At 45.8% G+C, this 24,540-nt stretch carries 22 protein-coding genes and 1 tRNA gene; 17 read left to right on the top strand and 6 right to left on the bottom strand.

The features are described from left to right. The first annotated feature begins 9 nt into the window (after nucleotides 1-9). From CL55_RS06015 to CL55_RS06000, 4 genes are all read left to right on the top strand, one after another. Complete coding sequence (locus tag CL55_RS06015) at nucleotides 10-1,173, top strand: ATP phosphoribosyltransferase regulatory subunit (RefSeq protein WP_046331202.1); 1,164 nt, start codon at nucleotides 10-12, stop codon at nucleotides 1,171-1,173. A gap of 51 nt (nucleotides 1,174-1,224) precedes the next feature. Continuing rightward, complete coding sequence (locus CL55_RS06010; RefSeq protein WP_046330283.1) at nucleotides 1,225-2,565, top strand: adenylosuccinate synthase; 1,341 nt, start codon at nucleotides 1,225-1,227, stop codon at nucleotides 2,563-2,565. A 61-nt stretch (nucleotides 2,566-2,626) separates the two neighbouring features. Continuing rightward, on the top strand, nucleotides 2,627-4,843 hold the full coding sequence (locus tag CL55_RS06005; RefSeq protein WP_046330282.1) for a malate synthase G: 2,217 nt from the start codon (nucleotides 2,627-2,629) through the stop codon (nucleotides 4,841-4,843). Nucleotides 4,844-4,936: 93 nt separating this feature from the next. Continuing rightward, nucleotides 4,937-5,440: a hypothetical protein gene (locus CL55_RS06000; protein ID WP_046330281.1), complete on the top strand. Its 504-nt coding sequence runs from the start codon at nucleotides 4,937-4,939 to the stop codon at nucleotides 5,438-5,440. A gap of 97 nt (nucleotides 5,441-5,537) precedes the next feature. Here CL55_RS06000 and CL55_RS10640 read toward each other — a convergent pair whose 3' ends face one another. Beyond that, on the bottom strand, nucleotides 5,538-5,693 hold the full coding sequence (locus CL55_RS10640) for a hypothetical protein (RefSeq protein WP_156156273.1): 156 nt from the start codon (nucleotides 5,691-5,693) through the stop codon (nucleotides 5,538-5,540). A 173-nt stretch (nucleotides 5,694-5,866) separates the two neighbouring features. On the opposite strand from CL55_RS10640, the gene CL55_RS05995 reads away from it, so the two are divergent. The 4 genes from CL55_RS05995 to CL55_RS05980 are packed head-to-tail and all read left to right on the top strand — an operon-like array spanning nucleotide 5,867 to nucleotide 8,070. After that, on the top strand, nucleotides 5,867-6,553 hold the full coding sequence (locus CL55_RS05995) for a dienelactone hydrolase family protein (protein WP_046330280.1): 687 nt from the start codon (nucleotides 5,867-5,869) through the stop codon (nucleotides 6,551-6,553). 24 nt (nucleotides 6,554-6,577) lie between these two features. Then, entirely contained in the window at nucleotides 6,578-7,075 is a 498-nt protein-coding gene (locus CL55_RS05990) for a hypothetical protein (protein WP_046330279.1), read from the top strand. A gap of 41 nt (nucleotides 7,076-7,116) precedes the next feature. Further along, nucleotides 7,117-7,878: a class II aldolase/adducin family protein gene (locus CL55_RS05985; protein WP_046330278.1), complete on the top strand. Its 762-nt coding sequence runs from the start codon at nucleotides 7,117-7,119 to the stop codon at nucleotides 7,876-7,878. Between the two features lie 9 nt (nucleotides 7,879-7,887). Beyond that, nucleotides 7,888-8,070 (top strand): 4-oxalocrotonate tautomerase, encoded by a 183-nt coding sequence (locus CL55_RS05980; protein WP_046330277.1) that lies wholly within the window; start codon nucleotides 7,888-7,890, stop codon nucleotides 8,068-8,070. A 160-nt stretch (nucleotides 8,071-8,230) separates the two neighbouring features. Here CL55_RS05980 and CL55_RS05975 read toward each other — a convergent pair. Next, a tRNA-Leu gene (locus CL55_RS05975) sits at nucleotides 8,231-8,317 on the bottom strand. A 144-nt stretch (nucleotides 8,318-8,461) separates the two neighbouring features. On the opposite strand from CL55_RS05975, the gene rnr reads away from it, so the two are divergent. Beyond that, on the top strand, nucleotides 8,462-10,864 hold the full coding sequence (rnr, locus tag CL55_RS05970; protein WP_046330276.1) for a ribonuclease R: 2,403 nt from the start codon (nucleotides 8,462-8,464) through the stop codon (nucleotides 10,862-10,864). Between the two features lie 29 nt (nucleotides 10,865-10,893). Then, nucleotides 10,894-11,649, top strand: a complete 756-nt coding sequence (gene rlmB / locus CL55_RS05965; protein ID WP_046330275.1) for a 23S rRNA (guanosine(2251)-2'-O)-methyltransferase RlmB — start codon at nucleotides 10,894-10,896, stop codon at nucleotides 11,647-11,649. Here the strand turns inward: rlmB and trxC are convergent. Both trxC and tal read right to left on the bottom strand, forming a co-directional pair. Beyond that, the gene (trxC, locus tag CL55_RS05960; RefSeq protein ID WP_046330274.1) at nucleotides 11,642-12,064 is read right to left on the bottom strand and encodes a thioredoxin TrxC; all 423 of its coding nucleotides are present in this window, start codon (nucleotides 12,062-12,064) and stop codon (nucleotides 11,642-11,644) included. The two genes, rlmB and trxC, sit on opposite strands and share 8 nt — an antisense overlap. A gap of 30 nt (nucleotides 12,065-12,094) precedes the next feature. After that, nucleotides 12,095-13,063, bottom strand: a complete 969-nt coding sequence (gene tal, locus CL55_RS05955; protein ID WP_046330273.1) for a transaldolase — start codon at nucleotides 13,061-13,063, stop codon at nucleotides 12,095-12,097. Nucleotides 13,064-13,174: 111 nt separating this feature from the next. Here tal and rpiA point away from each other — a divergent pair, with 111 nt between their 5' ends. Then, nucleotides 13,175-13,885: a ribose-5-phosphate isomerase RpiA gene (rpiA, locus tag CL55_RS05950; RefSeq protein ID WP_046330272.1), complete on the top strand. Its 711-nt coding sequence runs from the start codon at nucleotides 13,175-13,177 to the stop codon at nucleotides 13,883-13,885. Nucleotides 13,886-14,106: 221 nt separating this feature from the next. Here the strand turns inward: rpiA and CL55_RS05945 are convergent, their stop codons facing one another. Together CL55_RS05945 and argA are read right to left on the bottom strand one after the other, a co-directional pair. Next, nucleotides 14,107-14,379, bottom strand: a complete 273-nt coding sequence (locus tag CL55_RS05945) for an oxidative damage protection protein (RefSeq protein WP_046330271.1) — start codon at nucleotides 14,377-14,379, stop codon at nucleotides 14,107-14,109. Nucleotides 14,380-14,435: 56 nt separating this feature from the next. After that, nucleotides 14,436-15,800 carry an amino-acid N-acetyltransferase gene (argA, locus tag CL55_RS05940; RefSeq protein WP_046331201.1) on the bottom strand — a complete coding sequence of 455 codons (1,365 nt, stop codon included), beginning with the start codon at nucleotides 15,798-15,800 and terminating at the stop codon, nucleotides 14,436-14,438. Between the two features lie 59 nt (nucleotides 15,801-15,859). Here argA and hrpA point away from each other — a divergent pair, with 59 nt between their 5' ends. From hrpA to CL55_RS05910, 6 genes are all read left to right on the top strand, one after another. Beyond that, entirely contained in the window at nucleotides 15,860-19,900 is a 4,041-nt protein-coding gene (gene hrpA / locus CL55_RS05935) for an ATP-dependent RNA helicase HrpA (protein WP_205621343.1), read from the top strand. Between the two features lie 59 nt (nucleotides 19,901-19,959). Beyond that, nucleotides 19,960-20,976 carry a YVTN family beta-propeller repeat protein gene (locus CL55_RS05930; protein ID WP_046330269.1) on the top strand — a complete coding sequence of 339 codons (1,017 nt, stop codon included), beginning with the start codon at nucleotides 19,960-19,962 and terminating at the stop codon, nucleotides 20,974-20,976. A gap of 67 nt (nucleotides 20,977-21,043) precedes the next feature. Continuing rightward, nucleotides 21,044-21,757, top strand: a complete 714-nt coding sequence (locus CL55_RS05925) for a polysaccharide deacetylase family protein (protein ID WP_418054933.1) — start codon at nucleotides 21,044-21,046, stop codon at nucleotides 21,755-21,757. Nucleotides 21,758-21,772: 15 nt separating this feature from the next. After that, nucleotides 21,773-22,750: a sterol desaturase family protein gene (locus CL55_RS05920; protein WP_046330268.1), complete on the top strand. Its 978-nt coding sequence runs from the start codon at nucleotides 21,773-21,775 to the stop codon at nucleotides 22,748-22,750. A 43-nt stretch (nucleotides 22,751-22,793) separates the two neighbouring features. Beyond that, nucleotides 22,794-23,654 carry an EI24 domain-containing protein gene (locus CL55_RS05915; RefSeq protein WP_046331199.1) on the top strand — a complete coding sequence of 287 codons (861 nt, stop codon included), beginning with the start codon at nucleotides 22,794-22,796 and terminating at the stop codon, nucleotides 23,652-23,654. Continuing rightward, entirely contained in the window at nucleotides 23,647-24,510 is an 864-nt protein-coding gene (locus CL55_RS05910; RefSeq protein WP_046330267.1) for a competence/damage-inducible protein A, read from the top strand. Before CL55_RS05915 ends, CL55_RS05910 begins: the two co-directional genes overlap by 8 nt. The last annotated feature ends 30 nt before the right edge of the window (nucleotides 24,511-24,540 follow it).

Raw genomic sequence — 24,540 nt, 5'->3', positions numbered from 1 at the left:
TTGCAAATCATGAATCGCTGGTTACTTCCTGAATATATTGCTGATGTTTTGCCAGCCGAGGCTCGCAAGGTTGAAACACTGCGTCGCGCCATTTTGGATTTGTATCAATCCTATGGCTATGAACTAGTTGCTCCGCCTATATTGGAGTTCCTAGATTCTTTGCTGACTGGCACTGGTTCAGATCTGAATTTACAAACATTTAAATTGGTTGATCAGTTGTCTGGTCGTACATTGGGCCTGCGTGCTGACATGACTCCGCAAGTTGCTCGCATTGATGCGCACTTACTCAATCGTAAAGGTGTAACCCGCCTTTGCTATGCGGGCTCTGTTGCTCATGCTCGTACTCCGGTAGGGAGTTCTGCTCGCGAGGAATTACAACTGGGTGCAGAGATATATGGATGCGCTACATGGGAAGCGGATTTCGAGGCAGTTTCTTTACTGCTAGAAACTTTGCGTGTGGCTGGACTGAATAAGGTCTACCTTGATCTTTCGCATGCGGGCGTGCTTGAAGGCATTCTAGATGGGCAAGTTAAAGATAAGGGTGAAGTTGAGGCTCTGTATAGCTTGTTGCAAAGTAAAGATCGCCCACGCTTGGCGATTTGGTCTCAATGCTTACCGACCAAGTCTGCGCAAGCCCTCATGGCTCTTACTGAATTAAACGGCCCCTGTGCGCAAGTATTGGCTGACGCTAGAAAGTCTTTGCCGAAACATCCCTTGATTGACGAGGCCTTGGCGCAATTAGAAAATTTAGCTGCAGCAACCAATGCATTCAAAGTCAATGTTGAGCTCAGTATCGATCTGGCGGATTTGCGCGGATACCAATATCACAGCGGTGTGATGTTTGCGGCTTATGTTGATCAGTTGCCACAGCCAATTGCGAGAGGCGGCAGATACGATCACGTTGGTCAGGCATTTGGACGCTCCCGTCCTGCGACTGGCTTTTCAATGGATTTGTTGACCTTGGCTAATCTTGCGCCTTTAGCGCAAAGAAAACCTGCCATCGTAGCGCCTTGGACTTTGGAGGCCGGCTTGGCTAGCAAGATTGCCGAGTTACGCGTTGCTGGTGAAGTAGTCATCCAAGCGCTTGGCGGTGATGATGTAGAAACCGCCGAATATCTTTGTGATCGTGAGTTAGTAAGGCAAGATAGTGCATGGGTGGTAAAAAAGAAGTAATCGGCTTTATTAACAACACACTAATTCTGTAATTATCTTTTGGATTTCATTATGTCTTTAAAGCAACAAGCTCGTGGTCGTAACGTCGTTGTCATTGGCACCCAGTGGGGCGACGAGGGTAAGGGCAAAGTGGTGGATTGGTTAACTGACCATGCTCAAGCAGTTGTGCGTTTTCAGGGTGGGCATAATGCAGGTCATACGCTGATTATTGGCGATAAAAAAACAATTTTGCGTTTGATTCCCTCCGGAATCATGCATAAGAACGTGATTTGCTACATTGGGAATGGTGTTGTACTTTCTCCTGAAGCGCTCTTTAAAGAAATTGGTGAGTTAGAGGCTGCAGGCTTAGATGTGCAGTCCCGTTTAAAGATTTCTGAAGCAACCACTTTAATCTTGCCGTATCACGTAGCCATTGATCATGCTCGTGAGAAAAAACGGGGTGATGCCAAGATTGGAACCACGGGTCGTGGTATCGGACCGGCTTATGAAGATAAAGTTGCTCGACGTGCTTTGCGTGTTCAAGATTTGTTTTATCCAGAAAAGTTTGCTGCGCAATTGCGTGAAAACTTGGAATATCACAACTTCATGCTCACAAACTACTATGGGGCTGAGCCAGTCGATTTCCAAAAGACTTTAGAAGAGGCTATGTCTTATGCGGAACGCATCAAGCCGATGGTGGTCGATGTCTCTAGCGCTTTATATGCAGCAGAGCAAGCTGGTCAAAATTTATTATTTGAAGGTGCACAAGGCACTTTGCTCGATATTGATCATGGCACCTATCCATACGTGACTTCCAGTAACTGCGTGGCTGGTAATGCAGCTGCGGGATCTGGAGTTGGTCCAGATTCATTGCAATATATCTTGGGTATTACTAAGGCCTATTGCACACGCGTCGGTGCTGGCCCGTTCCCGAGTGAGTTATACGACTTTGATAACCCAGCCAAGCAAGATCCAGTTGGCATTCGTTTAGCTGAAGTGGGTAAAGAGTTTGGCTCTGTTACCGGCCGTCCGCGTCGCACTGGTTGGCTAGATGCTGCTGCACTGAAGCGTTCTATTCAGATCAATGGCTTATCTGGTTTGTGTATTACTAAGCTTGATGTACTAGATGGCTTTGAGACGATTCGTCTTTGCGTGGGCTATAAGCTTGACGGTCAAACATTGGATGTATTGCCGCGCGGCGCCGAAGCTGTTGCGCGTTGTGAACCAATTTATGAGGATTTCTCGGGTTGGAAGGGAACTACTTTTGGTATTCGTGAATGGGACAAACTCCCAATAGAGGCACAGAAGTTCCTGCATCGCATCGAAGAAGTTGCAGGGAAGCCGATCGCCATGGTCTCAACAGGACCTGAGCGCGATGAAACGATTCTTCTGCAACATCCATTCAAAGGTTAATAAAGCACTTCCTTTTTCAACTTTTTATATTTAATTTACACATTTGCTTTGGGATTTAGAAATGACAGCACGTACACAATGTAATAGCCTTCAAGTAGCTACACCGCTTTACCGTTTTATCGAAGATAAAGTCTTGCCTGGCACGGGCATCAAAAGCGCAGACTTTTGGAAAGGTTTTGACGAGATCGTTAAAGATCTGAGCCCAAAAAATGAAGCATTGCTAGCCAAGCGCGATCGCTTGCAATTGGATTTAGATAAATGGCATCAAGCTAATCCTGGACCAATCAAAGATATGCCTGCTTATCGCAAGTATCTGAAAGAAATTGGTTATATCGATGATGTGCCTGCTAAAGTTTTGGCGACTACTCAGAATGTGGATGATGAGCTGGCTCTCCAAGCCGGTCCTCAGCTGGTTGTTCCGGTGCTCAATGCACGCTATGCATTAAATGCGGCAAATGCGCGTTGGGGCTCTTTGTATGATGCTCTGTACGGCACAGACGTGATCTCTGAAGAAGATGGCGCTACTAAAGCGGGAGCTTACAACCCAATTCGTGGTGCTAAGGTAGTTGCCTACGCACGTCAGTTTTTAGATCAAGCTGCTCCTTTGGCTAAAGCCTCTTATGACGATGTAGTTGCCTATAGCGTTGTTGACAAAAAACTGTCTGTGAAACTAAAAGACGGTAGCACAACGGGCTTGACGGATGATAAGCAGTTTGTTGGTTACCAGGGCGATGCCTCTGCGCCATCATCTGTTTTATTGCGCAATCATGGCATTCATATTGATATCCAAATTGATAAGACTAAAACCATTGGCGCTTCTGATCCAGCTGGAGTAAACGACGTGGTGCTTGAAGCTGCGCTCTCAACCATTTTGGACCTAGAAGACTCAGTAGCAGTTGTTGATGGCGATGACAAAGTGCTTGCTTATGAGAATTGGTTAGGCATTCTCAAGGGTACCTTGGTTGAAGAAGTGAGCAAAGGTGGCAAGACCTTTACTCGTAAACTCAATGCAGATCGTAATTACACTGCAGGTATTGGCGCAGTCAATGCTAAAGACGGCATTGTTACTTTGCATGGGCGATCACTCTTGTTTCTCCGTAACGTTGGTCACTTGATGACTAACCCAGCCATCATTACTGGCGATGGTAAAGAAATCTACGAAGGCATCTTAGATGCAGTCGTGACGGTATTAATTGCTCTATATGACATCAATCGCCCAGCGACTCAAACTATTGGTAATACTCGTAAAGGCTCTGTCTATATTGTGAAGCCAAAAATGCACAGCGCAGAAGAAGTAGCGTTTGCTGGCGAGCTCTTTGGTCGGGTTGAGAAATTACTTGGCTTGCCAGAGAACACAGTCAAGTTGGGCATCATGGATGAAGAGCGCCGTATGAGCGTCAACATTAAAGCTGCTATTGCTGCAGCTGGTGCTCGCGTGGCCTTTATTAATACTGGCTTCTTAGACCGCACTGGTGATGAGATGCATACCGGTATGTATGGTGGCGCCATGGTTCGCAAAGGTAGGATGAAGATTGCCAAATGGTTTGGAGCATATGAGCGCCGTAATGTGTTGGCAGGCTTAGATTGCGGTCTACGTGGTCGCGCACAGATTGGTAAGGGCATGTGGCCTGCGCCAGATCTCATGAAAGAGATGGTTGAGCAAAAAGCTGCACATCCTCAAGCTGGAGCCAATACCGCTTGGGTGCCATCACCTACTGCCGCTACTTTGCACGCAATTCATTATCATCAGGTCGATGTGGCCAAGATCCAAGAAGAGATGGAGAAACAAGATACTGCAGCTGAATATGAGGCTTTAACCGATGATCTCCTGACTGTACCAATTGCGCTCTATCCTGATTGGACTAAAGAGGAGATTCGCGAATCCCTGAATAATAATTGCCAAGGTATTTTGGGTTATGTAGTTCGCTGGATTGACCAAGGTGTTGGTTGCTCTAAGGTGCCTGATATTTATAACGTAGGCTTAATGGAAGATCGCGCAACATTGCGTATTTCTAGTCAGCACATTGCTAATTGGTTACTACATAAGTATGTAACTAAGGCAGAAGTTGAGGAAGCTATGCAAAGAATGGCCAGCATTGTTGATGGTCAAAATGCTGATGATCCCCTCTACAAGCCAATGATGCCAAACTATAAGGATTCATATGCCTTTCAAGCTGCAAGTGATCTGATCTTTAAGGGTCTTGAGCAGCCAAACGGGTATACCGAGCCATTGCTGCATGCGTGGCGTTTGAAGGTTAAGCAGGCACAAGCAAAGTAATCTGAAGTGAGTAGCCAATGAGAATGGATTTGTCGAAAGGCAAGTCCATTTTTTTTCTTTTTGTCAGAGCTTACCTAATCATTCAAGCACTCTATGTTTAGTTTCTTAAACCTTTTCACCAGACCATCTCATGCTCGTGGCCAAGAGCTAGGCTTTCAAGTGAATGATGGAGGTAGAGCGCTTGCAGGTTTCAAAGGTGGGGCTGGTGACTGTGTCGTTCGGGCGATTGCTATTGCTGCCCATTTACCTTATTTGCAGGTTTACAAAGATCTTCGTGCTGCTAATGCAGCCTATGCCGATCAAAGAAATGATAAGTTGGCTAGACGGCTCAATGCTAAGGGTGCCTCACCCCGTAACGGCAATCATCGCAATGTATTTCATGATTACATTCTGTCCCATGGGTTTGAGTGGGTTCCTACAATGCAGGTTGGGGCTGGCTGTAAAGTGCACTTACTGGCAAATGAGCTACCCTCGGGCAGATTAATTGTGAAAGTTTCTAAGCACCTAACTGCTGTCATTGATGGGGTTATCCAAGATACCCACAATCCTTCTCGGGGTGGGTCACGCTGTGTGTATGGCTATTACATTTTGCGCTAGGGACGCTTTTGATAAAGAAAAAGCCTCCAAAATGCAGAGGCTAATTTTTTAATAAATGACCAAAAATGGCCTAAAACAGTGCTAAATCAGCAATAAATTACCAATTTCCACTAGTTCTACGTGATTTTTGCTCCATCACTTTCGCTTCACTAAAAGCAGTCGCCAATAAGACAAAGAAGTCTTTAATTGCTAAAAAAGGCTTAAAGCTAATAGCGGATGTTTGTTGAAATTGAACTGAGTTTGAATGTGCCATGGTGAGCTCCTTAAGGGTTAACCCTAATGATACACCTTATTCTTAGCAATTGCAGCTTCTGCCTATAAAAACCCACCCTGATTACGCAGCTTGCTTACTTTCTGCTAGGCGGGCTATATTCACAAGGATAAACAAGCGTATTAAACCGAATTTATTTAAAAAGAAAGATTGTGATGATTTCATTTAAGAGACCAGATGGTAATTCAGTAGAGGCCTATTTAATTGAGCCGGCCAATCCGACTAATGCTCCGGGTGTGGTGGTGATTCAAGAGTGGTGGGGCCTTGATGATGAGATTAAAAATGTTGCTAACCGTTTAGCAAAAGCAGGATATCGTGCTCTAGTCCCGGATCTTTATCGAGGTAAGCTCGCTTTGGAAGCAAATGAAGCAGAGCACCTCATGAATGATCTGAATTTTGGTGATGCTGCCAGTCAAGATATCCGCGGTGCTGTTCAGTATCTCAAGGCAACGGGTAGCTCTAAAGTTGCTGTCACCGGTTTTTGTATGGGTGGGGCGCTCACAGTTCTGTCGGCCGGCCTTGTTCCGGAATGCGATGGCACGGTGGTTTGGTATGGCTACCCTCCGCTGGAGTATGTTGATGCAGTAGCTATCAAAAAGCCGATGTTGGCACACTGGGCGCTGCATGATGATTTTTTCTTGATTGCTGGAGTAGATCAACTGGAAGAAAAGTTGAAAGCAGCTGGAGTGACTTATGATTTCGAGCGCTATGACGCCAAGCATGCTTTTGCTAATCCAAAGTCAGATGCTAGAGGTCTGCCACCATTGCAATACAACCCAGCTGCTGCTGATTTGGCGTGGGAGCGCACGATGCATTTCTTAAAAACTCAGCTCACTCTATAAGCGCCTTATTTACAGATTTATCCTATGCATCTTTTTGCCGAAAACATCGCTGTTGAACTTTCTTCTTATTACCGTAATCTTGCCTTAGGGCATGGGGTGATTCCTAAAGTCTTTACCTTAGTCAATGGAGAAGGGAGTCAATACCTCTTTTTTATTGACGACTTGCGTATGAATGCGGAAGAAGAAAATCAATTTTTGTCTTATATCGTGCAAGAGCATGAGGCAGTTTGTTATGCGCGTGGAACTTTAGTGATCCTAGAGAAGTCTCAACAACTCATTGAGTTTGCAGTAATTGATCAGGACGACGCACAAGCAATTGTGTGCTCCGCCCAATTAACGCGGGATGTTGATGATAAGCCGGTTGGATTAACTGAGTTTGAAAAGATTCTGGCTCCCAAAAAGACAATCTTCTTTAGTGGACTGTTTGCGCCGATTGAGCTGTCCGAAGATAGGGCGGAAGAGTTTGAAGGTCTTTGGGAAGAAATGAAACCCAAGATTTTGCATCGATCTATGGGGCTCTAGCTTTTTAATATGACGCCAGGACAACAGCGAGAATATGTTTTATGACGGATAAATTACATCCCCATAACGCCATTGATGACGTCAAGTTCAAGTATCGCAACGAGACTGAAGAAGAAGTTCGAATCAATTTAGCTGCAGCATATCGTCTCGCTGCGATGAAGGGGTGGGACGATGGTATCTATACCCATATTTCAGCTTCTGTTCCAAATGAAGAGGGTGCCTATCTCATCAATCAATTTGGTTTGCGCTTTGATGAAGTAGCCCCAGAAAATTTAGTCAAGGTGAACCTTGATGGAGAAATTATCTCGGGCATAGGGCCAGTGAACAAATCTGGTTTTGCTATTCATGGGGCAGTACATACGGCCAGGTCAGATGCAGCATGTGTACTGCATTTGCACGTTGATTCCGTCATTGCGATCTCTGCACAAAAGCAAGGTTTATTACCACTGTCACAGCATGCCTTACGGTTCTATAGCGATATTGAAAGGCATCACTATCAAGGGCTGGCCTTATCAGCGTCTGAGCAAGCGGGACTCATATCTGCTCTTGGAGATAAAAAGGCTTTATTGTTAGAAAATCACGGCAGCATCATCTGTGGTGTCAGTATTCAACAGGCGTTTTATTTGATGGATGTATTAGATAAGGCCTGCAAAATTCAAATACTGGCGGGTGCGGCAGAAGGATTAATAATTCCCGATCCGGCAATTTGCAGGATGACTTACGAGCAATTATGCAGTGATGGTGATGAGGAAGGTCAGATGGAGTGGCCAGCTTATCTAGGTTTATTAAAAAATAGTGAATAGGAGATATCTATGCCATTAATTCAAATTCAAATATTTGAGGGTCGCAGCGATGAGGTCAAGCGCGAGTACGCTAAGGCAATTACGGAAGCTGCGGTGAAAATTATGGGATGCAGCGCTGAATCAGTGGATGTTATTTATCGGGACGTTAAGAAATCAGATTGGGCGACTGCAGGCAAGTTATGGAGTGATTAATATTTGCGTATTAATACATGCCTGAATGTGGAAGCCTAAATGGGGCTTGTATTTATGAAAGACGTCCCCATATAGACTTTATGTATTTTTATGTAGAAATGGCCAGTTTTCTTTAAAATGGTCTTGTATTTTCAGGCGCAGAGCCCTGTTAAACCTTGTTTGGTGCCCAGGAAGGGACTCGAACCCCCACAACCTTACGATCGCCAGCACCTGAAGCTGGTGCGTCTACCAATTTCGCCACCTGGGCATGCCGTTATTATAAAGGTATGCGCCTTCTGGCCCACCTCTTCACTTGTTTTGGCCTTTCACCCTTCAGACTTGATGGTTTGATACAGTAGGCTAATTCAGAATTTTCATTGAAATATAAGGCATGTATTGCCGAAGGAATTAAATGCGTAAAGCAAAAAACTTGGTGCCACGAGAGGCTGACCGTTTGGGTACAGTCCAGGGTCACCGAGATGGATTTGGATTTGTCATCCCAGATGACGGTGGTGAAGATATTTTTCTTTCTGAAAGAGAAATGTCCCGCGTCATGCATGCAGATAGGGTTAATGTCAGAGTATTAGGAACAGATCGGCGCGGTCGTCCAGAAGGTCAGATCGTCGATGTCATTTTGCATGCTAATAAAGTAGTTATCGGACGTCTCTTAAATGAGAATGGCGTGTTGATTGTTGCGCCGGAAGACAAGCGTATTGGTCACGATATTTTGATTCCACCAAAAGGTCAGGGTAACGCCAAATTAGGTCAGGTCGTCAGTGTCGAGATCATTGACTATCCAGATAGCTACCGTCAAGCCGTTGGTCGTGTTATCGAAGTTTTGGGTGAAATTGATGATCCTGGTATGGAAATCGAAATCGCCGTTCGTAAATATGGCGTGCCCCACGAATTTTCAGCAGCAGCAAAAAAAGAAGCAGAGGCCTTGCCCGACACTGTTAGGCAATCGGATCTGGAAGGTCGCGTGGATTTGCGCGATGTTCCTTTGGTTACTATTGATGGTGCTGATGCGCGTGACTTTGATGATGCGGTATATTGCGAGCCGCTTATGTTCGGCAAGATTAAGGCCTGGCGCCTAATTGTCGCGATTGCTGATGTATCTCATTATGTCAAGCCAGGACATCCTTTGGATGATGAGGGACTTCTGCGTGCAACCTCAGTGTATTTCCCAAGACGGGTAATACCGATGCTGCCGGAGAAGATCTCTAATGGTCTTTGCTCGTTGAATCCTGATGTTGATCGTTTGTGCATGGTCTGTGACTCGGTAGTGGATCAAAGTGGCGTTGTTTTGGCTTACCAGTTTTATCCCGCTGTCATGCATTCTGCGCAGCGCTTTACATACGATACGGTTTGGGAGATTCTCTCTAATAGCAAAGGTCCTGAGGCAACTCGTTTTGCTCAGTTCAGGCCTCTGCTGACCAATCTTTATTCCCTGTACAAAATATTGCTAGACGCACGCCAAAAACGTGGCGCTATCGAGTTTGAAACAACCGAAACTCAAATCATCAGTAATGAGTTAGGCAAGATTTTGCGTATTGAACCTCGTTTGCGTAACGACGCGCATCGCTTGATTGAAGAATGTATGTTGACAGCAAATGTCTGCGCTGCTGATTTCATTGATAAAAATAAGCATCTCAGTCTCTACCGTGTACACGGTGAGCCTTCCGAAGAAAGATTGATGACTTTGCGCCAGGTTTTACGTACCTCTGGCTTATCTTTGGGCGGCGGCGAAAAGCCGAAACCAAAAGACTATGCCAAGCTCATGCGTGAAATCAAAGAGCGTCCCGATGCCAATATGTTGCAGTCGGTTGTTTTACGTTCTATGCAGCAAGCCATGTACCAGCCAGATAACGAAGGTCACTTTGGTCTTGCGTATCCCGCATATTCGCATTTCACAAGTCCGATTCGTCGATACCCTGATCTCTTAACGCATCGTGTCATCAAAGCAATTCTTGCTAAGAAACCTTACACGCCAGTATTGCCCCCAACAGTTCCCTTAAATCTCACTCTGCCGCGCAAAGGTAAAGGTCGCGAAAATGCTGTGAATGCTAAGAAATCTCATAGCGATGCAAAGGAGGCTGCAGCTAACGGTACGCGATTGCCTAAATTGCCTAAGGGCGCTAATGCGGCAATGCCTATTTGGGGTCAATTGGGTGTGCATTGCTCATCGAATGAGCGCCGTGCTGATGAAGCATCCCGTGATGTAGAGGCTTGGCTCAAGTGCTATTACATGCGCGATCATTTGGGGCAAGAATATGCTGGTACGGTTACTGGGGTAGCTACATTTGGTTTGTTCATACAATTAGAAAATCTCTTTGTAGAGGGCATGATCCATGTGACTGAACTGGGCGGTGATTACTTCCAGCACGATGAAGCCCGTCAAGAATTGCGTGGCGAGAGAACGGGTATTCGTTATCGCTTAGGTGATCGGGTACACGTTTTAGTCAGTCGAGTCGATCTAGATGCGCGTAAGATTGAATTTAGCCTGGTGAAATCAGTTGGCTTAGAGCCAGGCGGCACTACCAATCGTCGTCAAATCATATTGGCTAGCGATACCGGTAGACCCAATAAAAAAGCTGCACCTAAAAAAGGCCGCCCTGGAAGTAAAGAGCCGCAGAAGCATGCTGGTGTGAACGTCAATGCTGCTAAATCTGCTGGTAACCTTGGTGCAAATCAATCCAAGAATCAAGCTGGGCGCACCGCAAGTAAAGTTGCGAAGTCTGGTAAGCCCACAAGACCTGCCGGCAAGCCTGCTGGTACCAAACCACCTGTTCGCAGTACTAAAGCGCGTCGTAAATAAGTATCAATACTAGATCGAGATAAGTAAAGATGAAGCAAATATTAGTTGGTTTTCATGCGGTTCAAGCGCGCTTACGAGTGGATGCAGCAAGTCTGAAGTCAGTTTATTTTGATCCTAGTCGGCGTGATCGCCGTATGGGTGATTTTCTCAAGCAGGCTGAAGAAATTCTAGGTGAAAGACTACATGCTGCCGATGCCGAGCGTCTTCATAAGTTGGCGGGACATGATCGCCACCAGGGTGTAGTGGCACTAGCTGAGAAGATGACCATTGCGCGGACCATTACCGAGGTAGTAGAAGATGCGCAAAGCAATCAAAGTAAGGTGATGTTTTTAGTCTTGGATGGTGTAACCGACCCCCACAACTTTGGTGCATGTTTGCGTGTCGCTGATGGTGCTGGAGTAGATGCGGTAGTGATTCCTAAAGATCGTTCGGCCTCAATTAATGCTACTGTGAGTAAGGTTTCGAGTGGTGCTTCTGAGGTGATGCCCGTTATTACTGTTACCAATCTAGTTCGAAGCATGAAAGAAATGCAGGAAGCAGGTGTTTGGCTAATCGGTACCGATGATGAAGCTGAAAAATCGATTTACGACTTAGATTTGACTGGTCCCATAGGTATTGTTATGGGTGCGGAGGGTGAGGGCATGCGCCGCTTAACCCGCGAGACTTGTGATGAGTTGGTACGCATCCCGATGAAGGGTGTTGTAGAGAGTCTGAATGTATCCGTTGCCAGTGGCGTCTGCTTGTATGAAGCACTAAGACAGCGTCTATCCAAAGAGTCTAAATAGTCAACTGCTTTACAAATTGCTCTAGTTGGGCTGGTGGCAGAGCACCACTAACACGGTGCACCTCTTTACCACCTTTAAATCCTGCTAGGGTCGGTATTGAGCGGATATTCCATTGCGATCCGAGTGCCTGCTCTGCCTCAGTATTGACTTTCACAAATAAAACTTGATTTGCATGAGTAATGGCACTTGACTGAAAGGTCGGACCAAACATCTTGCAGGGCCCACACCATGGCGCCCAGAAATCGACTATTACTGGCATGACAGATTGAGTTATAAGTTCACTAAAGTTAGCTGCTGTAGCGTTAATTGGGAGCGATAGGAGTTCTTGTTGACAGGCTCCGCAGATAGGCGTTTGATTGAGCTTTTCAGCAGGAATACGATTTCCTTTATTGCAATGCGGGCAATGAATAATCATCTTGACTCCTTAGTCTAGCAATTGACAGAATTAGTTACTTAAGAGCGCTTCTAGTTTCTCGGTATCGATACAGAAATTCCTAATCCCTTCGGCTAGTTTTTCAGTAGCCATTGCATCATTATTTAACTGCAATCTAAAGTTTGACTCATCTAGCTTAAGTGCGATGATCTGTTCGCTGGCAAGTGCGCTAGCAGCATTGCTGGCATTTAGCTTTTTCTCGACCACAGCAGTACTTTTCTGTAGATCACCCAATAGCTCTGGACTAATAGTGAGTAAGTCGCACCCGGCTAGCTCTAATATCTGACTCGTATTGCGAAAGCTAGCCCCCATGATTTCGGTGCTAATCCCAAAGTGCTTGTAATAGTGGAAGATGCGCTTGACCGATGTAACGCCGGGATCATTTGCTCCGCCATGTTGTTCATCACTCCAATTGCTGCCAAGTTTTGTTTTATGCCAGTCGGTAATTCGCCCCACAAAAGGAGAGATCAATTTCGCATTGACTGCACCGCAAGCTGCCGCTTGCACCAAAGAAAAAAGGAGCGTCATATTGCAGTGAATGCCCTCTGACTCTAAAGCTTTGGCTGCCTCAATTCCTTCCCATGTACCAGCTAGCTTAATCAAGACCCGTTTACGCTCAATCCCGTGTGATTCATATAGCGAGATGAGGTGCTTAGCCTTCTGAATGGTTGCCTGAGTATCAAAAGAAAGGCGTGCATCAACTTCAGTCGACACTCTGCCGGGGACAATCTTTAAAATTTCCAGACCAAAAGCCACCAGGATATGGTCAACTAAATCGACGGGTTTGATGCCAGGGTGCGCTGACTTGACTTGATTTACCAAGGCCTGATAGTTGGCTTGCTGGGCAGCCTTCAGGATCAGAGATGGGTTGGTAGTGGCGTCTTGCGGTTGGTATTCCCGCATACGCTCAAAGTCGCCAGTATCGGCCACGACGGTAGTGAATTGTTTGAGTTGGCTCAGTGCGCTTGCAGGTGATGTCATGGCTATTTGCAATACTCTCGATGTATTAATCAGGTGGAACAGTTTGAATATCATATGATAGATGGATAAATCAGGCTGTTCCAGTTCAGATAAGGGATATCGGGCAAGATCATGAATCAAGATCAACTAAAGCAATTAGTAGGTGAGGCGGCTCGGGATGAGGTGTTAAGGCTCCCCGCAGGTCAGATCTTGGGCATTGGGACGGGCTCTACCGCCAATTACTTTATTGATGCCTTAGCGCCACATAAAGATCATTTCTTGGGAACAGTATCTAGCTCTAATGCCACGACAGAGCGCCTGTTAAAGCACGGTTTTAAGGTCTTGGATCCCAATGAGGTGGATCATCTGCCTGCCTATGTGGACGGCGCTGATGAAATCGATCCTGCTGGCTACATGATTAAAGGGGGTGGCGGCGCTTTGACCCGCGAAAAAATTATTGCTTCCATGGCCACACAATTTATCTGTATCTGTGATGCCTCAAAGCAAGTTCCGGTATTGGGTAACTTTGCATTGCCTGTAGAAATCATCCCCTTATCAAAAGGAATTGTTACTCAAGAGCTAAATAAGTTGGGCGGTACAGTCACACTCAGAATGAGCAAAGAGACTCGTACAGATTTAGGTCAAACAGCAAGTCAGCCCTTTGTAACAGATAACGGCGGATGGATTTTGAATATCGCCGGTTTAAAGATCGCCAATCCCATCACTCTTGAAGAGCAAATCAATCAAATCGCTGGCGTAATCACTGTTGGTTTATTCGCAAAAGAGAAGGCGGATATTTTATTGGTGAGCAATGCCTCTGGCGTAAGTAGGATTACCTTTTAATTAAAAAACCCGACGGGGCAGCAAGCTGATCCATCGGGTTTGTTTGTCATGATGATTCATGACGCGGGCAAAGGGAAGATTTAATGTTCCCGATGCCCATAAGCACATAGATATGCTTACGAGTAGTGGCTTTCGCCAATGTAGTCGATCACAAGAACTGACTGACTACGATTCCATCCTATGCCTCTGAATTTAACTCGTCAAGCAATATTCAGAAATCATTACTCCGCTGGTGGTACGTAACCCTGTGCCATATCTGCACCGCCTTCAAAGAAGTATTTTTCAACTTGCTTGAGGAGGTACTGACGAGCGCGAGGGTCGGCCATATTGAGGCGATTCTCATTAATGAGCATGGTTTGGTGCTTTAACCAAGCAGCCCAAGCCTCTTTAGAGACTTGATTCCAAACTTTCTTGCCGAGTTCGCCTGGTAGTGGAGCGAAGTCCATGCCTTCAGCTTCTTTGTTGAGTTTGATGCATTGAACCATGCGTGCCATTTGTGTTGCCTTTCAAATACGGTGTACTAAAGAGAAAATATAAAACGAATAATTTGTTACAGATCTTTGGTCAACACCATCGATTTGCGATCCCAGTTGTAAATTTGCTTTCTTTCTTCTGGAAGATCGTCTACCGAGGCGCGCTTAAAGCCGCGCTTCAAAAACCAATGTTCTGTTCTGGTCGTCAAGACGAAAAGCTTCTTGATGCCTTCCCGCTTTGCTCTCATTTCAACCCGCTTAAGCAAACGCTCTCCATCGCCTGAGCCTTGAACATCAGGATCTACTGCGAGACAAGCAAGTTCACCTACGCCATTCGGGAATGGGAAGAGGGCTGCGCATCCAAAGAGAACGCGGTCATGCTCAATCACAGAGAAGCGTTGAATATCACGCTCAATGACATCTTGACCTCGTGCAGCCAAAATGCCTTCTTCTTCCAGCGGGCTAGTAAGCTGCAGAATGCCACCAACGTCATCTTGATTAGCTTCACGCAAATTCTCAATATCAGATGAGGCCAGCATCATGCCAATACCATCATGAGTAAAGAGCTCTTCCAGCAGCGCACCATCTTGGTTGCAAGGCAGAAAGTGCACCCGACTTACGCCAGCACGAATAGCTCTGCCAGAAATATTCAACAAACTTTTCATGCCTAGGTCAAGCTCTGGATGTTGGGCTACGTATTCTTGAAGTTGGGGCATTGAGAGTTCAGTGATGAAGTCATCTTCCTCATCTTTCAAGCCTGCATAAGGACTTAAGAAGATCAATTTATCTGCTTTGAGTGCTGCAGCAGTAGATGCAGCTACATCCTCAAAAGCGAGATTAAATACTTGACCAGTTGGCGAGAATCCCAATGGTGAGAGCAGCACGATCTTATTGCTGTCGAGTGAGAGCTTAATAGAGGTGGAATCCACTTTACGCACTAAGCCAGTATGGATGTAATCAATTCCCTCAACAACGCCTACAGGCATTGCTGTAATAAAGTTACCCGAGATCACAGAGATTCGTGAGCCTGCCATCGGAGTGTTGGGTAATCCCCGGCTAAATGCTGCCTCGATATCCAAGCGTAATTCACCAGCAGCTTCTTTGACGCATTCTAGGGCAGCAGCATCGGTAATCCGATAGCTATGCATTGCGCTTTGACCAAATTGACTCTTAATATTGCGGAGCATTAACTGCTCTTCAATTTGAGGGCGTATGCCATGAACCAGAACAATGCGCATGCCCATGGCGTGCAGCATGGCGATATCTTCAATCAGATTTTCTAGGCCAATTTCTTGAGCTAGCTCACCAGCAAAGGCAATGACAAAGGTCTTCTCACGGAAGCTGTGGATATAGGGCGCAACGTCACGCAACCATCCTACAAAAGGAAAGTTAGAGCTGGATTCTTCGGCATTTGAGCTGGGATTCGGTGCATTTGTTGGCATAGTGAGAAAATTATAGGGTGCAAGAGCCATTAAACCAACAAAAACCCAAAGCAAGCTCCATGAGTGTGCCTGCTTCCAACACCCTTCGACAGCTAGAGATTCGCTTTCCGGAGGAGTTGCCGGTATCAGGCCAGCGTCAAATCATCAAGGATGCCTTGAGCTCACATCAGGTTGTGATTGTTTGTGGAGAGACTGGATCGGGCAAAACAACCCAATTACCCAAAATCTGTTTAGATCTTGGCAGGGGCACTATGAACGGCGGTCGCCTTATTGGTCACACGCAACCTCGCCGCATCGCTGCTACAGCCACTGCAAAGCGTATTGCCCAGGAGCTGGGTACTCCAATAGGTCAAGACGTGGGCTACCAAGTACGCTTTGCTGATAAGACCAGTCAGGGCGCTTCAATCAAGTTAATGACCGACGGTATCTTGCTCGCAGAAACGCAGCGAGATCCTCAGTTGCGTGCCTATGACACTCTCATTATTGATGAGGCTCATGAACGTAGCCTCAATATTGATTTTCTATTGGGTTATTTACGCCAGTTACTACCCAAGCGCCCAGACCTGAAGTTGATCATTACCTCAGCGACCATTGATGCCAAGCGTTTTTCGGATCATTTCGCAATAAATGGCAAGTCTGCTCCGGTGATTGAGGTGAGTGGGCGACTTTTCCCAGTTGAGCAACGTTATGAGCCGCTGGAACCTGATGCTAAGCCTGACGGAAAAAAAGAATCCAAAGAAGCTAAGGAGCTTTCCGACGCTGTAACAGAATCAATTGCAAAAGTATGGCGTGAGGGTGTATCGGGTGCAGGTGATGTACTGGTCTTCCTGCCCGGAGAGCGGGAGATTCGGGATTGTGCTGAAGCTCTCAGAAAAGACCATATTCTTCAGCAGCGTTTTCATCCGGAGATTTTGAGTCTTTTTGCTCGGCAATCGGTTGCCGAACAAGAGCGTGTATTTAGTCCCGGCAATGGCCGACGTATTATTTTGACGACTAACGTTGCCGAGACCTCATTAACCGTTCCCAATATTCGTTATGTGGTGGATAGCGGATTAGCGCGCGTCAAACGCTATTCTTATCGCAATAAAGTAGAGCAACTACAGATCGAGTCAATTTCCCAGGCGGCCGCCAATCAGAGGGCAGGTCGTTGCGGTCGTGTATCAGATGGAATTTGCATTCGTCTCTATAGCGAGCAAGATTATTTAAGTCGCCCTAAATTTACTGATCCAGAAATTTTGCGTAGCTCACTAGCGGCAGTATTGCTTCGCATGAGCTCTTTGCGCTTACCCCGTATTCAAGAATTTCCATTTATCGATAAACCTTTGGGTCGCGCGATTGCTGATGGTGTCCAGCTCTTAGATGAGTTGGGCGCTATTGTCTATGACGATGCCACCATTAGTAGTGAGACAGATAGCAACAGCAGATTCAAGCTAACCCCCATTGGTAAGCAGTTAGCAGATCTGCCATTAGATCCTCGGATTGGTCGAATGCTATTGGCTGCCAAGGAGCACAATGCATTGCGTGAGGTCACCATCATTGCCTCCGCTTTGGCTACACAAGATCCACGTGATCGACCTATGGATCAAGCAGCTGCCGCTGACCAAGCGCATTTGCAGTTTGCAGATGAGCGCTCCGAGTTTCTAAGTTTCGTTAAGCTTTGGGATTGGCATCAAGATGCCTTGAAGCACAAGCACAGCAATCGACAATTAGAAAATCTATGCCGTAGTAAATTCCTATCACCTAGACGCTTACGTGAATGGCGCGATGTCCATAGTCAGCTTCATACGATGTTGGCTGAAAAGGGCTGGAAAGAAAATCCGTCCGCCGCTACTTATGAACAAGTTCATCTTTCGCTATTAACTGGCCTCTTAGGATATGTGGCTAAAAAAGAGGAGGATGAAAAATCTCAGGAGCGTGGCAGCAAGACTGGAAGCTATATGGGTGCCCGCGGTATTCGTCCCTTTATTTGGCCGGGTTCAACGATTGGCAAAAAAGCCGGCGCTTGGATTTTGGCAGGCGAGCTTCAAGAAACCAATCGTATGTATGCTCGCACAATTGCCAAAATCGAGCCAGGGTGGGTTGAGAAGGTTGCGGCTCACCGCCTGATTAAATCGTTGAGTGAGCCCTTCTGGGATAGCCGTCAAGGCGAAGTGATGGCCTTTGAGCGCGGCACTTTATATGGTCTGCCGATTTATCACGGTCGTCGCGTGCGTTATGAGCCACACAACCCAACAGATGCGCGTAATTTATTTATTACCCAGGCCTTAGTTCAAGAAGAGATGTTTGGCCGCATGGATACCCCGGCATTGATGCGGGAGACCGAGGCTGATGCTAGAAAAAAATATCCCGGCACTTTTGAATTCTTTTGGCACAACCGCAGACTGATAAAAGAGATTGAGGCTTTAGAGCATCGCTCACGACGTCCCGATGTGTTGGTAGATGATGATCTCCTTTTTGCTTTTTATGATTCACGCATTCCTGAAGATGTTTTGAGCAGGGAGAGTATGAAAGCCTGGTTACGCAAGACATTGGCGAGTAAAGAAATTACTGAGGAGTCTCCCGACACTCTTTTGCGTTTGTCTAAAGCAGATTTAATGCGTCATGAGGCAGCCGGTATTACGGTAGATCGCTATCCTAAAAAGATGATGGTTGGTGGTAGCGAACTGAGTTTGACTTATCACTTTGAGCCTGGAAGTCCCAAAGATGGAGTAACGCTGGTTGTGCCCTTGACTCTATTGAATCAGGTTGATGGTCGTCGATGTGATTGGTTAGTTCCAGGCATGTGTGAAGAAAAAATTAGTTTATTACTCAAATCACTACCTCAAAAATTACGTCGCCACTGTGTTCCACTACCCGACTATGCAAAATCTTTTTTAGAAAGGATGCTCTCAAGCAAGCAGTTCGGAGTAGGTGACTTTTTAGATAGCCTCATTACTGATATTCGTAAAGAACGTGGCTTAGAAATTAAGCGGACTGATTTTAGACCTGAATCTTTGCCCTTACATTCTTCAATGAATTTCCGCCTAGTGGATGAGCACGGCCGCCAACTGGAGTTAGAGCGTAATTTATCTCGATTACGCGCTGAGTATGGAGAGACTGCCCGCACAGCCTTTCAAGCCATAGCGCAACAAGCAGTCCACGATGAGCTTGGTAGTAGTGCCCCAGTTAATAACTCGGCGCCTGTCGGCAAAATTAATCAAAGCGGTAATGCATCTAATGTAAAGACCGTAGAACAGGGCGGTTATAGAAGTTGGGACTTTGGAGAGTTACCGGAGACTCTAGAAATTCAGAAGGGCAATAGCACCTTATTTGGATATCCTGCCTTGGTAGATCGTACTGAAGCATGCGATCTTGAAGTGTTCGATGATTTGCTGGAAGCTAGAAAACATCATTGGCAGGGATTGCGCAGATTATTTGCGCTATCAAATAAAGACACACTCAAAGCCTTGCACAAACAACTCCCTGGAATTCGGGAGCTGGGATTACTGTTTATCAACATTGGATCAGTTGATGACTTAACTGAGCAAATTCTGAATCTCGCCTTAGAGCGGGCATTTATGAGTGATCCATTACCCGTGAATGCCGAGCAATTTGCAGAGCGTTTGCAAGCAGGTAAGCCCCGCTTGGCTCTGATTGCGCAGGAGATTGCAAAACATGCCTTAGCGGCTTTGCAGGCTTATGCAGACCTTCAAAAGAAGTTATCCCAAGCAAAGGCTGCCTCAGCTACTGCTCATGTAGATATTCAGAATCAAGTCCAGGGTCTCATATTCGCTAAATTTATTTCAGATACGCCATATGGCCAGTTGGTGCATTTCCCTCGCTATCTCAAGGCCATTGCCATGCGAATTGATAAATTGCGCGCTAACCCTAGCCGGGATGCGCAGTGTCAAAAAGATTGGGAGTCGGTTGCTAGGCCATGGCAAAAACTCCTTCAGGCTAGCCATGGCTCTGCGGCATATGCCATCAGTGAAGATCAGGCTTTAGCGGATTTTCGCTGGCAACTGGAGGAATTGAGGGTGGCTTTATATGCTCAGGAGTTAAAGACCCCAAGCCCAATGTCCTTAAAGCGCCTAGAAAAAGTCTTAGCTAGCTTGCGATAGGTCAAATGATTCTGCTCAAAGACCTGCGTTAGACGAATCAATTGCTTACAATATCGTTCATGCATACCTACATTAGTAAAGCCAAATTTGGCAGTATTTCGATCCTGTCTGTATTTGCCCTAGTAGGGCTCACCAATGTTGTTTATGCTCAAGGTGTAAGTTCACCTGAGCCTAAGTTGGCCGTAGTCTTAAATTCTGGCGAGGCCACTGTCAGTCTGATCGATATGCCTACCCGCAAAGTGATTAAGACGGTAGCGGTTGGAAAAGAGCCTCATCACTTAATGATGACTCCTGATCAAAAGACTTTACTGATTGCCAATGCCGCGGGTAATGATGTTGTATTGATGAATCCCACTACGGGTGAGTTAACTGGCAGAATTCCGGACATCATTGATCCTTACCAAATTGGTTACTCGCCAAACCATAAGTGGTTTGTTGCAAACGGCAATCGCTTAGACAGGGTGGACGTCTACCATGCGCAAGGGGCAGATCTGAAGTTGGCTAAAGCAATCAAGTTGGGTAAGACGCCAAGTCATGTCGCATTTACAGCAGACAGCAAAATCGCATTTGTTACCTTGCAAGATTCCAATGAACTTGCGGCAATTGATTTGGATACCCAGACTGTCATGTGGAAAATGACTACGGGTAAAGTGCCAGCAGGAGTCTGGATGACGCCCGGTGATCAATACCTACTCATTGGCATTACGGGTGAGGACTACGTTCAAGTGATTGATTGGAAAAATCGTAAAGAGGTAAAGCGAATTGTTACTGGAAAGGGCGCTCACAACTTCCGCCCCTTAGGCGATAAAAAGCATGTGTTCGTAACCAATCGAATTGCATCAAGCATCAGTCTGATTAATATGCAGACTCTAGAAAAAACGGGCGATATTATTGGGCTACCGGCAGGCCCGGATGACATGGAAATTACCCCTGATGGAAAAACCATGTGGGTCACTCTCCGCTTCTCTAAAAAGGTAGGAGTAATTGATATTCCTTCGATGAAGTTAGTCTCGGTAATTCCTGTTGGTAGATCTCCTCATGGTGTTTTCTTTACACCGCGGGCTAGCTGGGAATAGCTTCAGTAGATGCATTTGATTACGACACTCGCTCGACTGACAGCATTTATTTGTTTGGCGACATGCTATTCGCTTAGCTTCGCACAAGAGGCGAATTGTAAAAAAAACGATTTACCTTACATTTGATACAGGCAATATGTCTGTAGCGCAAACGATTGCCGATATCTTGAATCGTCAAAATGTTAAAGCTACCTTTTTTCTAGCAAATGAAAAAACCAGCCGTGGTGATTTTTCTTTAGACGATTCTTGGAAATCATATTGGCAAGATCGTGTTCGTGAAGGCCATCATTTTGGTAGCCATACCTATGACCATTTGTACTTTGTGAAGGATGGCCCAGCCGGAGAGATCTTTGCAAAGCCACAATTTGGACCAAAGGCTGGAGTGGCCACACTCTACAACGAAGCATCTTATTGCCGAGAAATCCGACGAGTGGACGAGCGCTTTAAAGAGTTAACTGGTACTAGTCTTCAAAAAATCTGGCGTGCCCCCGGCGGAAAAACATCGCCCCGTTCGATCAGGATGGGTGATCAATGTTCTTACCAGCATATTGGCTGGAGTCCTGCAGGATTTTTGGGTGATGAGCTCAGTTCACAGACGCATCCCAACAAAATGCTGTTGGATAAGGCCAGTAGCCAACTTCAAGATGGCGATATCACTATGGCTCACTTAGGTATTTGGTCGCGCAAGGATCCTTGGGCTCCAGCAGTATTAGAGCAACTGATATTGAACTTGAAGGCTCGGGGGTTTTGTTTTGCAACCCTGCCAAAACGGGATAAATAAGTCACAATTGAGTATATGGACTCAAACCCTGTGATAGCCGCCATCGCTTCAGCCTACGCTAGCGTTCAAGAATTCTTGTTTACCTATGTGGTTGGACCGATTCTGTATCAATTTGATTTGATGTCGATGGCCGAAGATGTATTTGACGGTATCGACTGGTTCTTATTTGGATGTATCCAGATTTTCCTAATCGCTGTGATTCTCAGAGTTTGGGAAAGATTTTCCCCTGCAGAGACGCAAGAGCGATTTGCAAAGAGTTCCAAAGCGGATATTTTTTACACTTTATTTCATCGCCTAGGTATTTTTCATGGCCTGATTTTTATTGCCTTATCTGGATTTTTCTTTCAGATTGATTCAGTCTTACATGACTTTCGTTTTGGTAGGCTGAATGTAGAGTCTTGGTGGCCGTCAGTGACATCAATACCCTTGGTGAGTTTTTGTATTTACTTTGTATTGCTTGATTTTGTGGAGTATTTATATCACCGCGCTTCCCATGTTTTCAATTGGTGGTGGCAATTACATGCCTTGCATCATAGTCAAACGGTGATGACTGCTTGGTCTGATGATCGCAATCACATTGTCGATGACATCATGCATGCGTTTGTATTTTCCTTCTTTGCCTTACTGTTCGGCGTTTCACCCGCGCAATTTATTTTATTAGTGGTATTGAGTCAGTTGATTCAAAGTTGGCAACATGCTAATTTGAAGATTCACCTTGGCCCCTTTAAATACCTGTTAATTTCTCCGATGTATCACCGGTTGCATCATGCGGTAGGCTACGGTCATGAGGCTAAAGGTAAGCCAGGTGTTTTAGGTGGTTGTAACTTTGGTGTCTTGTTTCCTTGGTGGGACATGATGTTCAATACTGCTATCTTTTCAAAAGAGGTTCATCCCACTGGAGTTAGGGACTTAGTTTTGTCGCCCAATTTATTGCAGCATCAGTGGCAGAGTCTCATGAACTCGATACGAGAAATCTTACCCAAAGCAAAATAGACGCTAGTGGTTCACACGGTAGTAATGGAAATCTATGGATAGCATGCAGCAAGTTTTTAAGTCTTTTGGCTTAGCTTTGGTTGGCGCAATGCATCCCAAAATGCTGTGGCTGAGCTTGCGACCATTTTTGATTGTCTCGGTCTTATGGGGCACCTTAATTTGGCTAACTTGGACGCCAGCATTGGAGATGCTGAGTACTTTCCTGACTGCCTCTATTTTCACTAGCTGGATTGCTGATGGTTTAATTTGGGCCGGTTTCGAGAGTGCTCGTGCCTGGATAGCACCGCTCTTCTTTGTAATGCTACTGATCCCCTTAATTTCAATTAGTTTATTGGTATTCATCGCTGTAACAACTGTGCCTACTATCGTCAAGGTAGTCACACGACAATATGCTTACAAGGACATTGCGAAGAAAAAGGGCGGCAGTGTATTTGGCAGTTTTGTCTACACTCTTTGGTCTACTTTGATCTGCTTAGCCTTAGCGATGCTCACTTTGCCAGTGTGGTGGATACCGCCATTGGTTGCTGTTTTACCCCCATTACTTTGGGGCTGGTTGACTATGCGCTTAATGTCTTACGATGTGTTGGCTCTACATGCTACTGCAGAGGAGCGGGATGCTCTGTTACATCAACATCGTTGGCCACTATTAACTATGGGAATTATTTCTGGGATGTTGGGAGCGGTGCCCACTTTTTTCTGGGCAACCTCAGCTTTAGCTTTAGTCTTATTTCCCATCGTCAGTTTTGTTGCTCTGTGGATCTATTCTTTAATCTTTGTCTTTGCTGCGCTCTGGTTTACACACTATTTGCTTGAGGCCTTAAAAGAATTGCGTAGTAATGAGTTGGATCAATCTGTGAATATTGAAGCACGTGTTATTGATATGGAGTTGCCGAACCATGGTTGAGGTCATAAAAAAGCTGAGTGTCGAGGACTCTGGTTCAGATTTTCGTCGTTTCGGTTTAATTGTGATTGGCGATGAAATTTTGTCTGGTCGTCGTCAAGACAAGCATCTGAGTAAATTGATTGAGCTGTTAAATGAGCGCGGCCTTAGCTTATCTTGGGCAAAATATGTTGCAGATGATCCAGAGCAAATTACCGCTACTCTGAAAGACAGCTTCACTAGTGGTGATGTAGTTTTTAGTACTGGCGGCATTGGAGCAACGCCCGATGACCACACGAGACAATGCGCCGCTTTAGCCTTAGGCACAAAAACAAAACTGCATCCGACTGCACAAGAGCTCATTGCAGGACGAATTCAGATCATGGCAGAGGGTGATCCGATGAAGGCTGATCTGAATACAGCTGAAAACCAGCATCGTTTTAAGATGGGGGAGTTTCCAATTGGTAGCGACATCATCCCCAATCCCTATAACCAAATTCCGGGTTTTTCGATTCGCGAGCACTATTTTGTTCCTGGCTTTCCCGTCATGGCTGCGCCCATGATGGCTTGGTGCCTAGACACCTATTATCAGAATTTATTTCATCGTGAAAACTGGGCAGAGCAAAGTTTTATTGTTCCAAAAGGGATTGAATCCGTCTTAACGCCCTTAATGGAGCGCATTGAGGCTTCTTTTCCGGGGGTAAAGGTTTTTAGTCTCCCATCCGTTGGCGACTCTTCTAGAGGGGGTGTTTACGCTGAGCGCCATATTGAATTGGGTATCAAGGGCAACGCTATTCTCCTAGAGTGCGCTTGGATTGCTTTGCGCACTGGCACCGAGGCTTTGGGTTATGCGATTCACGATATTTCAAAATCTGGCTGAGCACTAATTTGGTGCAAATATAGTGATTTT

Source organism: Polynucleobacter duraquae (genome assembly GCF_000973625.1).
Lineage (GTDB): Bacteria > Pseudomonadota > Gammaproteobacteria > Burkholderiales > Burkholderiaceae > Polynucleobacter > Polynucleobacter duraquae.
The sequence above is the reverse complement of the archived record's forward strand: the minus strand, read 5'-3'. Positions and strand labels throughout refer to the sequence as shown.

Bases quoted from the DNA above. Each gene is read 5' to 3' on its own strand.
- CL55_RS06015 (WP_046331202.1), top strand. From the start codon at position 10: ATGAATCGCTGGTTACTTCCTGAATATATTGCTGATGTTTTGCCAGCC.
- CL55_RS06010 (WP_046330283.1), top strand. From the start codon at position 1,225: ATGTCTTTAAAGCAACAAGCTCGTGGTCGTAACGTCGTTGTCATTGGC.
- CL55_RS06005 (WP_046330282.1), top strand. From the start codon at position 2,627: ATGACAGCACGTACACAATGTAATAGCCTTCAAGTAGCTACACCGCTT.
- CL55_RS06000 (WP_046330281.1), top strand. From the start codon at position 4,937: ATGTTTAGTTTCTTAAACCTTTTCACCAGACCATCTCATGCTCGTGGC.
- CL55_RS10640 (WP_156156273.1), bottom strand. From the start codon at position 5,693: ATGGCACATTCAAACTCAGTTCAATTTCAACAAACATCCGCTATTAGC.
- CL55_RS05995 (WP_046330280.1), top strand. From the start codon at position 5,867: ATGATTTCATTTAAGAGACCAGATGGTAATTCAGTAGAGGCCTATTTA.
- CL55_RS05990 (WP_046330279.1), top strand. From the start codon at position 6,578: ATGCATCTTTTTGCCGAAAACATCGCTGTTGAACTTTCTTCTTATTAC.
- CL55_RS05985 (WP_046330278.1), top strand. From the start codon at position 7,117: ATGACGGATAAATTACATCCCCATAACGCCATTGATGACGTCAAGTTC.
- CL55_RS05980 (WP_046330277.1), top strand. From the start codon at position 7,888: ATGCCATTAATTCAAATTCAAATATTTGAGGGTCGCAGCGATGAGGTC.
- rnr (WP_046330276.1), top strand. From the start codon at position 8,462: ATGCGTAAAGCAAAAAACTTGGTGCCACGAGAGGCTGACCGTTTGGGT.
- rlmB (WP_046330275.1), top strand. From the start codon at position 10,894: ATGAAGCAAATATTAGTTGGTTTTCATGCGGTTCAAGCGCGCTTACGA.
- trxC (WP_046330274.1), bottom strand. From the start codon at position 12,064: ATGATTATTCATTGCCCGCATTGCAATAAAGGAAATCGTATTCCTGCT.
- tal (WP_046330273.1), bottom strand. From the start codon at position 13,063: ATGACATCACCTGCAAGCGCACTGAGCCAACTCAAACAATTCACTACC.
- rpiA (WP_046330272.1), top strand. From the start codon at position 13,175: ATGAATCAAGATCAACTAAAGCAATTAGTAGGTGAGGCGGCTCGGGAT.
- CL55_RS05945 (WP_046330271.1), bottom strand. From the start codon at position 14,379: ATGGCACGCATGGTTCAATGCATCAAACTCAACAAAGAAGCTGAAGGC.
- argA (WP_046331201.1), bottom strand. From the start codon at position 15,800: ATGCCAACAAATGCACCGAATCCCAGCTCAAATGCCGAAGAATCCAGC.
- hrpA (WP_205621343.1), top strand. From the start codon at position 15,860: ATGAGTGTGCCTGCTTCCAACACCCTTCGACAGCTAGAGATTCGCTTT.
- CL55_RS05930 (WP_046330269.1), top strand. From the start codon at position 19,960: ATGCATACCTACATTAGTAAAGCCAAATTTGGCAGTATTTCGATCCTG.
- CL55_RS05920 (WP_046330268.1), top strand. From the start codon at position 21,773: ATGGACTCAAACCCTGTGATAGCCGCCATCGCTTCAGCCTACGCTAGC.
- CL55_RS05915 (WP_046331199.1), top strand. From the start codon at position 22,794: ATGCAGCAAGTTTTTAAGTCTTTTGGCTTAGCTTTGGTTGGCGCAATG.
- CL55_RS05910 (WP_046330267.1), top strand. From the start codon at position 23,647: ATGGTTGAGGTCATAAAAAAGCTGAGTGTCGAGGACTCTGGTTCAGAT.